Genomic DNA, 12,638 nt, shown 5'->3' on the forward strand with positions numbered 1-12,638 from the left:
TCTTCAGCGTAATTTATTATGGAAGATCTATTTGAAAAGTACAGTAATCTCAGACAAACTAAAAAATAAAAACAAAGTATTGTAGGACTAATCGAATGCCCAAATTCATAGTTAAAGCAATTCTGAAATTCAAAGAAGCCAGCCGTTATTCTTTTTATGGATTAAAAGCGGCCTTTCAAGACGAATTTGCATTTCGCCTTGAGCTATTAGTGGGCATGATTGCTTTACCCGTTGCCATTTTTTTAGGAAAAACGTACCTTGAGCGAGCTTTATTAATTAGTACCTTGCTCCTAGTTATCGTAGCTGAATTATTGAACTCAGCTGTAGAAACCACATTGAATCGAATTGCTCGCTCCTGGAATCCTTTAACGAAAAAAGCCAAAGATTTGGGCTCCGCTGCAGTGTTCGTCACTATTATTAATGCACTCGTAGTGTGGATTATGATTATTATCTCTCGCATCCAAACATAGAGCCAAAAATTGATTTGAGAAGTAATACAGGACTTACGAAAAACCCCAAAGTCGAGGCAAAAAATGTTTTTAATGAGGGAGTTTAGATAGATTTCACCTAGGATTGGCTCGTAATTAATGTGTAAAAGTTGCTGTATTTTGAATAAATTGAGTGATTTCTTCTAATTGAGCTTTTGCAAAATATTCATCTTGCTCTTTTTCCGGGTCGAGCTGTGCCAGTTTTTGATACAGTTTCTCGATGTTCTCATGTCGACCTTTCCCTAAAATTTTGGAATGGCTGAAGAAGTAAAAAAATCCTGCTGTCATCTTTGATTGGCCTATTTGATGTAATTGTTCCAATTGTTCTAAAGGTGATAAAGACGAACTTAAAATACTCGCAATTTTTCTCATCCCTGTGCTGTTCGTATTTACAAATTTTTCCGTTAAACATTTATTTTTCACTATTTCCTGGACGCATTCATTAAAACTGTCCATCGCGTTCTTAAATTTCAGATTTTCTTGTTGCAATAGGCGGATTACATTTTCTATATTAGGGTAAGGATTATCTTCATCATCAAAATCTACCCTACGATTTTCCTTTATCAATATCTTTGACAAATCGTAATGAGACTTAGGCATGGCTAATTTTGAAATTTCACTGTAAATTACCATTCTTTTTTGGAGCATTCCCCGATTAAATGCATCACTTAGTAAATTATCTTCATATAATTGATTATCCCTGAATGGAGATAGGGAATGCTTTGATTTCAATAAATTCATGCGTTGATGGTAGGCCTCAAATTCTTCAAAATGTTGCGACATGCTCGCCCAATGATCATTAAAATTTTTATATGCATCCATTCTTGAAGGCAGCGTAATAAGAAATTTATTGACGTGTTCAATTGTCGGACGATCTTCGGGATTTCTACTTTGGAGATGACTCAGTAACATCTTAATGTCATCTAAAAGATAGGGATCAATTGCGGATACATCATAACCTGTAAATAAACCATCAAAGCAATAAGAAGCTGTAGCTAAATCTCTGAGATTTGTCGCTAATTCCTTATATTTTAAAATATCTTTTGCCCCAAAAATTTCACCCAAAATTGCTGCTAAGGCATACATATCCGATTGATAAGTGCTGCCCTCACCCAGAATAACCTCCGGAGCCATATAAGCCAGTGTTCCTGAACATTTTAGATTATTCTTTGAATCAATGTCTTCAGCCAAACCAAAATCAATAAAAATAATAAGAAATTGCCCATTATCGAGCTTTTTATAACAAATGTTTGCTGGCTTAAGATCGCGATGTACCACATTTTTTTGCTGTAACAAAAGCTTCTCGCTTGCAACGCGAGCAGCAACTTCCAAGCGGAACTGAAACGAATAATTGTAGCTTGGAGTAAAAGGCAATAGCTTATCAAGACTGGTGCCACAATCCTCAAGGATCGTAATAACTTTATCTTCTGCCCCAACAACACCAACAACATTTACCCCATGCTTTTTTTGCCTTGTTGCTTCTTTTATAGTCCGCGACAAGAGTTCGGGATAGGACGTTTTTTCAGTTGGCTGTTGTATTTTGATTACATCATTTACAGGGATTAGTTGGGCTTGATAACCCATTTTTGTTGAAGCATGAGTTACAACTATTTTATATTTTGATTCATTTACTGAGCCAAAACCACCTTTGCCCTTGTGCGTATTATCAATAATATGCCATTGATTTTTACCCGATCGGACTAGATTATGACTAAAGGTAAATTGTGAATCGCTCGAAAAAAGACTTAATTTTGATGATTTTCCTGAAATTGAACGATTAAACAGTGAGGGTAGAAAAGCTACACTCTTGTTTTGTTTAAATAAAAATTTTGCAACTTTGCCATCCAGGAAAATAGGACCTTTTTTATTTTTCCACACTACTTCAAAATCAGTATACACTATATTTTGTCCATAACACTTGCAGCAAAAGACAGGATGTTCATAATATCAGCTTCTTCTTATAAGAAGAAAAAAAATTTAAATCCACTTACGAGAATTGTTGATTCGGGTTAATATAGGCGCTTATTACAGCATTTGTGTACCAAATAAACCGAAAAATGTCCAGACCAGTACCTCATAAAAAATGCGTATCCTGCGTTGTTCCAGTCTACAATGAAGAAGCAGGAATTGCAGAATTCATTGCAGCATTGACGGATACCCTACAAAAACTTGGCTATGCTTATGAAATACTTATTGTGGATGATGGCAGCCACGACAATACGCCGTTGGTTATTCAACAATTAAGAGCTCAATTTGTGCTTCGTTGCATTCGCTTTAGTCGAAATTTTGGTAAAGAGAATGCCATCAGCGCGGGCCTTGATCATGCCCAAGGTGATGCCGTTATCCTACTCGATGCCGACTTCCAACACCCACTTGAGCTTTTAAGCCAATTTCTTTCCAAATGGGAAGAAGGCTATGACATGGTTTATGCCGTGCGAAAAAATCGTTCCGATGAGTCCTGGTTGAAAAGAACGTGTGCTAAGGCATTCTATCAATTTACCTCACGAATAAATCGGATTAATATTCCTGCAAATGCTGGAGATTTTAGACTCCTGGATCGAAAAATTGTCAAAGCACTCCAGAAATTACCAGAACGAAATCGCTTCATGAAGGGCTTATACAGTTGGGTCGGATTTAAACAAATTGCTATTCCTTTTGAAGTTCAACCTCGTAAAACAGGTACGTCACAATGGGACTTTTATTCGCTTTTGGATTTGGCAATCACTGGAATTACATCATTTACTGCGTTTCCATTACGGATGATTGCAATTGGTGGAATTGGCGTTGCAACCATGGCAATACTTTATGGCCTTTGGATTGTTATCAGTACCCTGATTTTTGGCATAGAAACGCCTGGTTGGGCAACCATAGTCACCACAATTACTTTCTTTGGCGGTTTGCAACTCTTTGCCTTGGGTGTTGTAGGTGAATACATCGGTCGAGTCTTTGATGAAGTCAAACACCGGCCCCATTACGTTATTGATGAGGAATCCAGTTTTGATGACAACCAAACTGAAATTAAGACATAGACTCATTTTTTTTATAGGTATTGGTAGTTCTGCTGCGTTGATACATCTCTTTACTGTATTCAATTTAGTGAAGTTTATGCATGCACAGGCACTAGTAGCCAATGTGTTTGCCTTTTTAATCGCCTTTAATGTCAGCTTTTTAGGCCATAAGTATTTAACTTTTTCTCAATTGCATGATGAGAAAACCTTGAGTTTGCCCCATTTCTTTATAGTAGCCGCTTCAGCGGGACTCATTAATGAAATCCTTTATTTCTTACTTTTACGTTACACTACCTTAAATTACCTATTTGCTTTATTTCTCGTTTTAGGTTGTGTTTCCGTTTATAGCTTCATCATCTCAAGATTTTGGGCCTGCCGTCAGATTCAACGAAATAAGTCATAGAGCAAACCAATTATATTTCCACTTCACTTTGTTCCAGGATAATTTCCTCTTCGCCTCGAATGCATTGAACTGTTCTCTTTTTTACATCAAAAACGTATTGTAATCTGCAATATTCTCTAGGATTAGAAAGTAGATTTGGATTAAAAACAACAAGATTAATTCCTTGTTGATGGCGAGCGGATGGAACAATCAATAATGGATGTCCTTCATCAGCCACCCGTCTGCCCGTTTGTTGGCATTGATTGTAATTATCCGGATCAACAAGCCAGGGGAACTCGTCTTTTTTTCCAGTCAAATCGAGCCCCAATCCTTGACAATAAACTTTGGCAACTCGTCTGTCGATGATGACGGTATCTTGCTTTTGGAAAATTTCCCAGGAATCCTTTATTTCTTGAATAAAATGATAATTTGTTTCATAAATCGTCGTTTTCAATGTTTCTGAGCCATACCAGCACGCAATTGCACCATCGCTGTAACGCGAGCTCGTTATCTTTTCAAAGGGATAATCAATAAAATCATTCTTACTGTAATCAAATGCGCGTTGTATTAACGATTGATGGGTTAATTCAGGATGGGTATAACTTTCTAAGGTATTGGCTGCGTCCCAATTTACTGGATCATCACTGAGATCATCAAATAAATCCTGGGATACTTTGATGCCCCTTATATTTCTAAAAACATCTTGTGAATATTCCCTAACTGTATCAAATAAAGACACGTTTACTGACCTCGCATAAAATCCGTGAGCCGCCTTATTTGAGCAATTCCAAGGTAACCTTGCTCCAGCATAAGGTCTAAAGGGCGAAGATTATGGAGCTTTTGATTTCTCCCTTTTATCCATTGATAGACTATCTCTCGATTGTATGGATAAAGAATTCTCAGGTTTTTGTGAATCCCCAAGAGATTACCTACCCGCTCGATTGTATCTCTGCCAGATATATGAGCTGTCCCTTTTTTAAATTTGGCTAGTTGCGCGGGACTGATGCCCCCTAAAAGCTCGCACTCTTCTTCATTTTTCAATTGCCAATGCCTAAAAAGTGCAACCACGTTCTGGGTGTTGCGTTTGAGAACCTCTTCACTTAAATCTTGAGACGTAAAAGGTGCCAAATGTAAATGATTCATGTCAAAACCCTCTATTTATAGATAATTATAGTATATAAATGGATTTTTACAATAAATTATGACATGAGATATTGGAATTTTGGGTTCATACAAAAAAACTCAAGAAATTAAACCTCATTTTAAATCGATAGTGAGTTTTCAGTGATCGGTTTTTTCGGGGGAAAGAGAATCGGGATACATGCCATTTACAACTTCAACAGGCTCTCGAATGATAAGGCGATTTCCAACCATTTCCTTCACTTTGGGTAATATGGCATCCACCTTTTCTATTGTATCAATGAATTGCACTACCAAAGGAAGCTTACTTCCTATATCAACCAATGATGCAGAGACAACAGGATTTTTAAGCGTAAACCCAGCAACAGCGCGTAACACCGTTCCACTTGCTAGTTCAGCCTTATCAAGCATACTCAATAGCTCAAGATGCAAAGGACGATGTTGCCATTTATCTGCTTCGTTAATATAGATAGAAACTTTTACATGATTCATTTTAGATTGCCCGAGCGAGCACGATACCCGCAACAACAGCTAATAATGAAAAAAGATTATTGCAAATAAAATTTAGCGCAGCAAGTGCGTAATCACTTTGTTCTGCCAGTACATAGGTTTCATAACTGAAACTTGAAAATGTCGTATAAGCGCCACAAAACCCAACAGCAACAAACGAGCGCCATCTTGGATCAACTTCCACTCGCTCTAAAGTCCAGGCAAGAAAAAAGCCTAATATGAAGCTTCCAGTAAGATTAACAATGAATGTTCCAAAAGGAATATCTGCTGATAAATACTTAACGGAAAAACGACCCACAAGATAGCGTAAATTCGCACCGATGATCGCCCCGCAAGAGATCCAAAAAACATCATTCAAGGGTTTCTTCCTTCCTATTCCAACCGCTCATAATTGACTAAAAAGATAATACCGAAAAAGAATAAGCGAGTAAATTCAACCTGAAATTGTTTTAGGAATATACTAGCGGCTCATGGTGCTCTAACTGAATACGAAACTCATCGCAATCCTTTAAAAATTCATCACTTGAAAAATAATTAAATTCTTTGATACGCGCCTGAGCGATAGGATCTGTACTGGGTGAATTTTCTCCCGGGTGACACATTATTAAAGTATTCTCTCTCGCGATGCTCATCCATTGCCTAAATAATTCTCTATAGTTTGTATTAGGTGCAAAATCATAAATTCCAGAGAAGTATCGATGATGAGGGATGCCTAATTTGATGAGCTGTTTTAGTAAAGCCTTGCCCCCGGTAAGATGAAGTACTTTTGCTTTAAATCGGTATTGAGGCAAATTAATGGCAGGCCAAGTGGAACGAATAAATGTCCCATAATTTTTCAATCTTTGTGCGTAAAGATCCAAAATAACGTTCCGTATTATGGGAAATTGATGAACATGCTGGTGGCCATCAATAAAATCCGGTGCTTGTTGCATGACCTTGGTAAATTGCTCCAGTTGCGCCAAAAATTCTTTTGCAATAAAGGACAACTTCATTGAGCGCATATGCGTTTTGATCAACAACTCAGGTAAAGTAAAGCACGCTTTTTCAGGAAGAGATGTTAAATAACCGTCTGTTAGATTGAAATGTAGACCAATTTTGATAGGCTTGATTTTTTTTAAGGTAAGGAGTTCTTCGGCATAAGGAATAAAACCAGGCGTATTCACCATGCAGCTTACAGCGGACAAACGTCCCATGCGCACTAATTTTAGAATTCCGTCTGAAACTCCAGAATCCAGGCCAAAATCATCCGCACACAAAGTTATGGTTTTCGAATAAATCACAATTGAGGGCCAATATTTATAACAAAGGCATATGATATATCATTTTCTCTACGAAGGTGTAGTTTGGGTGTAGCGAAGATGAGGGAAATACGATGTATTAAAGCAAGAAGAAACCCGGGTTGCGGCTACGCCCGCCCAGGCTTAATTTTTATGCGGCTTCCGACTGTACTTTTACTGCAAAGAAACGCGCACCTAAGATATTGATGCACAAACCACCGATCACCAATAAGCCTGCGGCCAGTTTCCATAGCTGGAACGGTTCCCCCAATACTAAAACTGAACTAAGGATAGCGACTATAGGGACCAATAAAGTAAATGGTGCAATCACTCCCACTGGATAACGAGCAATGAGCCAGTTCCAAACGCCATAACCAATCCAAGTTGAAGCAAACACAATGTAAAATAATGACAAAGCACCGCGCCAACTTAAATGTTCATAGGTATAAACAAAACTTGCAGGTCCCTCAATCATTAAAGAAAAAAGAAACATAGGCATACATGCAACAAAACTTCCCCAGGCAATAATTGCCATCATATTGTTGCTATTACCTTTAATTTTCTTAGTGATCAGGTTCCCAAATCCCCACGTTGCCGCAGCGGCAAGAATAAAGAGAAAACCAGCCAAAGAGATATCATTATCAAAATGCATGGCAACCAAGCCAATTCCAAGTGAAGCAACCAGTGCACCAATAATCTGCCCTATATTCGGCTGTTCGCCTAGGAAAATTCCAGCGAAAAACATACTGAAAAATACTTGTGTTTGCATCAGTAAAGAGGCCATTCCCGCAGGCATACCAATGTTCATACCGATAAAAAGAAAGGCGAATTGCAAAGCAAACATAACAAAGCCATAGAGGGCTATCACTCTGAATGAACCTTGAGGAATTTTGATAAAAAATATAGCCGGAACACTCGCCAATAAAAAGCGTAAGGAGCAGAGCAACAGCGGTGAAATTTCTTCCAGTCCAAAAGAAACAAAAAGAAAATTTACCCCCCAAATTACAACCACTAAAAGAGCTAATAAAAGATGTGTAACAGGCATCATCAAGTGCTCCGACAAAAACCTTATTTTAGCCTAAACAGTGTAATAAAGCCATTTGTTTAGTTTATTTTTTAATCACTTAAGTGTTCAAATAAAGTAAACTTTGATTGCTAATAAGATTACTAAACATGACGCTCACCACAAAAATTTAATTTCTATTTTTAATCCATCACGTTAAACTGGAATTTTTTTCTAACCGAGTTGAAAAAGCCTGTGCGGTGCCATATAACGGCCTAATACCTTAGATTTCGCTGTTCACCCAGGCACGTTTCAACGTACTCTACTTTTTATGGTTTAAATGATGAAAGAAATTATTCTTGCTACCAGCAATCCCGGTAAAATTAAAGAATTGCGTGATTTATTAGCGCCTATTGAGTGCATTCCACAAACCGATTTGGGAATTTCAGATGCAATAGAAAGCGGTTTAAGCTTTATTGAAAATGCACTCATCAAAGCGCGTCATGCCAGCTTCCACGCAGGAAAACCTGCTTTAGCTGACGATTCAGGGCTAGTAGTTCCGGCATTAAATGGCGAACCAGGGATTTATTCTGCGCGTTATGCGGGTAACAATACAACCGATGCAGAGAACATTCGTTTGTTATTGGAAAAAATAGCTCATGTTCCTTCACAACAGCGGGAAGCCTGGTTTTATTGTGCCATCGCATTGGTCCAACATGCAAAAGATCCTACTCCGATCATCGCAACAGGCATATGCAAGGGAGTGATTCATGACCGCCCCCTTGGAGAGGGTGGATTTGGATATGATCCAGTATTTTATATTCCTGATTTTCAATGCACGGTAGCACAATTACCTGCTAAAATTAAAAATAATATCAGTCACCGCGCACAAGCTTTAAAGCAATTGCGTGATCTACTTAAGAATTGATGATGGATACGGATGCACTCTTTGCGCAAGCATATAAATTCCAGTACGAAGGTCAACTGCCCCAAGCCATTAGCCTTTATGAGCAAATATTGTCCCAGGAACCCAAACACCTGAATACCTTGCATTTTTTAGGACTCACTTATGCTCAATTAGGCGACATGGATAATGCGATTCTCTATCTGCTACAAGCACTCTCATTAAGTCCTAATAATGCCAGTCTGCTTAATAACCTAGCGAATGCATACAAAAAATTACATCAACTTGATAAGGCAATTGAATATTATCAACAAGCCATAGAACTGCAACCCAATTATGCCCAAGCTCATAACAACCTGGGAACAGTCTACGCCTTAAAAAATAATTATGCGCAAGCATTATTACATTATACCCGAGCAGTTCATGCTGAACCTGATTTTAGTGCAGCACATTTTAATTTAGGCTTACTATTGCTGCAAAATAATCAATTGGATGCGGCTAAGACTCAATTTAATAATGTCATATCCTTAAATCCTTTTCATACTGAAGCACTTTTCTATCTCGGTGTGTTGCATCTTGAAAAAAATGCGCTTGTCGAAGCAGAACAAGCATTTCAAAATGTTTTGGAGCAAGAAAGTAGGCAAATAGAGGCGCTTTCCAACTTGGGCGTAATTGCTTTAAAAAGACATCAAAACCAATTGGCCATCGATTATTTCAGCAAAGCATTAGCATTGGACAATGAGAGTATTGAAGCACGTAATAATTTAGCAGCAACATTCATGCACCATGATCGTTTTGAGAATGCGCTCATGCATTATGATGTATTGCTGCAAAAAGAACCTGATAACATTGAATATTTATACAATTCCGGCGTAGCGCAAATGGCTCTAGGCCATTTGAATGAAGCCATTATTCTTTTTGACCATATACTCGAGTTAGAACACGATCATAACTCGTCACTCAATAATCTGGCCGCAATTTACATTAAGTTAGAACAAAGAGATAAAGCAAAAGGATATCTAGAACGCGCTCTGGCGATTAATCCCCAGGACATAATAAGTGCTCATATGTTTCATGCCCTCACTGGAGGCGAACAAGCAAAAACCACTCCGGAATACGCACATAATTTATTTAATAACTATGCGCTTTATTATGATCAACATATGAAAGGCGCACTAAACTACTCCATTCCCAAACACGTGGCACGTGTAATCCACCAACTCGAATTACCAGCAAACGCCCACACTTTGGATTTAGGTTGCGGAACGGGTTTAACCGGGATCGTTCTTCGTGAACTCAGTAAACATTTAACCGGTGTTGATATTGCAGAAAAAATGCTGGTTCAGGCCAAAGAAAAAGAAATTTATGATAATTTGGTGAAAGCTGAAATCAATCAATTTCTTGAGCAAAATAAAGCGTTTTATGATCTCATTGTCGCAGCCGATGTTTTGCCATATTTCGGTGAACTTGACGCACTCTTTCATTCCATTTATCACCATTTAAAACCTAAAGGCTATTTTATTTTTACTACTGAAATCAGTCTAACAGATCCCTGGTCGCTTGAAACAAGTGCGCGTTTCAGCCATCATCCTGACTATATCAAAAAATTAGTGGAACAAAATCAGTTTCGACTTGTAATGCAAGAAAAAATTCCAGCCCGCATTCAAGATGAAAGTATTTTAGAGGTTATGCTCTATGTTCTAACAATTTGAATAATTTAAAGCAAGAAAATAAAATAGTAATATACTATATATATAGGAGTTTTAGGAATGACTCTGTCGCTTCTAGCGATAGAGCAAGGAGCTTATATGTCAAAGCCCATTAAAGGACTTAAATTTATCGAAGCACCGCAACTGACTTCCAGCGAGCAGCGCGAGATCGATCGTAAAATTGAGTTTGAAACAGCCAAGTCCTTTCACAGCATGGTCAAGCTTGGTGCATTTGCCAATATTTTTGGTGCGTTACTTTACGTGCTTGCAGTTTATGGTTCTACCCGGCCTGCATTAATCATTTCCTGGTATAGCATTATGGTGCTTGCAAACTTGCTCAATGTCTTATGGGCCTTTCGTTTTGAGTACAACCATATAACCCGCAAAGAAATTCTTAAATGTCGAAAAGGGTTTCTCTTTCTTGTAATTTTAATCTGTCTGATATGGAGCAGTATTGGTATTTTGTTTATGAGTGATGGCATGGATCAGCGGATGACCACCATTATCTTTTTGTCTGCTGTTTTGATTTGCTTTTCCTTCTCAACTGCAATTGATTTAACAATGGGGGTCATCAGTATTGTTTGTTTACTCACCCCAACAATTTTATATCACCTGTATTTAGTCAGTGCTTTATTTCATTCTGAAGCCAGTCGCATTAGCATGTCGGTTACAGGCTCGTTTCTCGTGCTTGGGATATTTATGCTCATTGCTTGCATTGTTGGGAATAGAATCATTTTAAAAGTATTTCGTTTGGGTTATGAAAACGCATTACTTAGTCATAAACTGGAAAATATGAATACCTTGTTAGAACAACGAGTTAAAGAACGCACAGAGGAATTAGAAAAATCACTGAAATTGGTAACCTATCAGGCAACACATGATTTATTAACTGATTTACCTAATGAGCGTTTTCTTTATGATCACATTCAAAATGTCTCTGAAAGAGCCGTTAAAGAACATCAAAAATTTGCTATTGCCTGTTTTTCATTAAACAATATGATGAAAATTAATGATAGTATCGGTCATCAAGCATCCGCTACGATTATTCATCGTATTGCCCAACGTTTTGCACAACTTGCAGAGAAAAATAAAAAATATTTCATTTCGCTATTACGTAAAGATGTATTTGTTATTTTAATAGATCCAATCATTGATGCACTGGAAGTGGAAGACAGTACTCAGGATTTATTCGCTGTACTAGAAAATCCTGTATATGTTGCCCAACAAGAATTAAATTTAACAGCAAGCATAGGCATCAGTATATTTCCGACTGATGGTCGAGATGTAGATACACTGATTACACACGCAGAGGCAGCACGAACACTAGCCACCGAGCGCGGGGGAAATAGTGTACGCATTTACAATACAGTAATTACTGCGGATGCCTCCAGACAATTGAATATTGAAAATCAACTCTATCGTGCGATTGAAAACAATGAACTCATCCTACATTACCAACCCTTTATTGATTTAAGAACAGGAACAGTTTGTGGTGCCGAGGCTTTAGTACGTTGGAAAAATCCTGTGTTAGGAATGCTTTCTCCAATGGAGTTTATTCCTTTAGCAGAAGCCAACGGCATGATTCTTCCAATTGGTGAATGGGTATTAAACACTGCTTGTCATCAATTAAAACAATGGCACAACAGCGGCTCTAAATTAGTTATTTCAGTTAATTTGTCAGCAAAACAGCTAATACAACAAGATCTTGTTGACCGCATTGAGAAAATTTTAAATCAACTAAAACTATCACCCAAGTACCTTGAGCTGGAATTAACAGAGTCCAATGCATTTCAAAACGAAGCCATTCCAATTATTAATAAATTTACCGAAATGGGTATCTCTCTAGCGATTGATGACTTCGGTACCGGTTATTCAGAGTTTGGTAACCTTAAGTTATTTAAAGTCAACAAAATAAAAATTGATAAAACCTTTATTCAAGATATTGAAGTCAGCATTGATAGCAGAAATATTGTAATAAACACTATTGCCCTGGCCCATCGAATGAATATTGATTGTCTAGCAGAAGGTGTAGAAACACTGGAGCAAATTAAATTTTTAAAAGAAAACGGATGTTATATCATGCAAGGCTATTACTTTAGCAAACCCCTGGATATCAAAGATTTTTCTGAGTTCTTAAAAACTCACTCCACAAATACCTATGAAGCATTGACTAACTGGTAAAACAAATACATTAGTAGCCCAAATGTAGCGAACCAT

Annotated in this window: 13 protein-coding genes; 6 read left to right on the forward strand and 7 right to left on the reverse strand. The window is 37.7% G+C overall.

Features of this window, described 5'->3' with window-relative positions; genetic code table 11:
- Positions 1-95: 95 nt before the first annotated feature.
- Positions 96-470 carry a diacylglycerol kinase gene (locus ELY20_RS01975; RefSeq protein ID WP_110141048.1) on the forward strand — a complete coding sequence of 125 codons (375 nt, stop codon included), beginning with the start codon at positions 96-98 and terminating at the stop codon, positions 468-470.
- 114 nt (positions 471-584) lie between these two features.
- Here the strand turns inward: ELY20_RS01975 and ELY20_RS01980 are convergent, their stop codons facing one another.
- A complete protein-coding gene (locus ELY20_RS01980) occupies positions 585-2,387 on the reverse strand; it encodes a protein kinase domain-containing protein (RefSeq protein WP_233590474.1) in 1,803 nt (600 codons plus the stop codon).
- A 158-nt stretch (positions 2,388-2,545) separates the two neighbouring features.
- Between ELY20_RS01980 and ELY20_RS01985 the strand changes: the two genes are divergently transcribed.
- On the forward strand, positions 2,546-3,517 hold the full coding sequence (locus ELY20_RS01985) for a glycosyltransferase family 2 protein (protein WP_110141046.1): 972 nt from the start codon (positions 2,546-2,548) through the stop codon (positions 3,515-3,517).
- Positions 3,489-3,899: a GtrA family protein gene (locus tag ELY20_RS01990; protein ID WP_110141045.1), complete on the forward strand. Its 411-nt coding sequence runs from the start codon at positions 3,489-3,491 to the stop codon at positions 3,897-3,899. The genes ELY20_RS01985 and ELY20_RS01990 overlap by 29 nt, the downstream gene beginning before the upstream one ends.
- Before the next feature lie 10 nt (positions 3,900-3,909).
- Here the strand turns inward: ELY20_RS01990 and ELY20_RS01995 are convergent, their stop codons facing one another.
- The 6 genes from ELY20_RS01995 to ELY20_RS02020 all read right to left on the reverse strand — a co-directional run bounded on the left by ELY20_RS01995 (position 3,910) and on the right by ELY20_RS02020 (position 7,850).
- The gene (locus ELY20_RS01995) at positions 3,910-4,617 is read right to left on the reverse strand and encodes an RES family NAD+ phosphorylase (protein WP_110141044.1); all 708 of its coding nucleotides are present in this window, start codon (positions 4,615-4,617) and stop codon (positions 3,910-3,912) included.
- Positions 4,618-4,619: 2 nt separating this feature from the next.
- Positions 4,620-5,021, reverse strand: coding sequence for a hypothetical protein (locus ELY20_RS02000; protein WP_110141043.1), 402 nt, complete (start codon positions 5,019-5,021; stop codon positions 4,620-4,622).
- Positions 5,022-5,159: 138 nt separating this feature from the next.
- A complete protein-coding gene (locus ELY20_RS02005; RefSeq protein WP_110141042.1) occupies positions 5,160-5,510 on the reverse strand; it encodes a DUF190 domain-containing protein in 351 nt (116 codons plus the stop codon).
- Between the two features lies 1 nt (position 5,511).
- Positions 5,512-5,886, reverse strand: a complete 375-nt coding sequence (gene crcB, locus ELY20_RS02010) for a fluoride efflux transporter CrcB (protein WP_058466997.1) — start codon at positions 5,884-5,886, stop codon at positions 5,512-5,514.
- A 91-nt stretch (positions 5,887-5,977) separates the two neighbouring features.
- Positions 5,978-6,808 (reverse strand): ChbG/HpnK family deacetylase, encoded by an 831-nt coding sequence (locus ELY20_RS02015; RefSeq protein WP_110141041.1) that lies wholly within the window; start codon positions 6,806-6,808, stop codon positions 5,978-5,980.
- A gap of 148 nt (positions 6,809-6,956) precedes the next feature.
- Entirely contained in the window at positions 6,957-7,850 is an 894-nt protein-coding gene (locus ELY20_RS02020) for an EamA family transporter (RefSeq protein WP_110141160.1), read from the reverse strand.
- 301 nt (positions 7,851-8,151) lie between these two features.
- Here ELY20_RS02020 and rdgB point away from each other — a divergent pair, with 301 nt between their 5' ends.
- The 3 genes from rdgB (at position 8,152) to ELY20_RS02035 (ending at position 12,602) form a co-directional block, all read left to right on the forward strand.
- Positions 8,152-8,736, forward strand: coding sequence for an RdgB/HAM1 family non-canonical purine NTP pyrophosphatase (gene rdgB / locus ELY20_RS02025; RefSeq protein ID WP_110141040.1), 585 nt, complete (start codon positions 8,152-8,154; stop codon positions 8,734-8,736).
- Between the two features lie 2 nt (positions 8,737-8,738).
- Positions 8,739-10,424 carry a tetratricopeptide repeat protein gene (locus tag ELY20_RS02030; protein WP_110141039.1) on the forward strand — a complete coding sequence of 562 codons (1,686 nt, stop codon included), beginning with the start codon at positions 8,739-8,741 and terminating at the stop codon, positions 10,422-10,424.
- A 96-nt stretch (positions 10,425-10,520) separates the two neighbouring features.
- Positions 10,521-12,602, forward strand: a complete 2,082-nt coding sequence (locus ELY20_RS02035) for a putative bifunctional diguanylate cyclase/phosphodiesterase (RefSeq protein WP_110141159.1) — start codon at positions 10,521-10,523, stop codon at positions 12,600-12,602.
- Positions 12,603-12,638 lie beyond the last annotated feature (36 nt).

The sequence above is a fragment of the Legionella qingyii genome, assembly GCF_003990155.1.
GTDB lineage: Bacteria > Pseudomonadota > Gammaproteobacteria > Legionellales > Legionellaceae > Legionella > Legionella qingyii.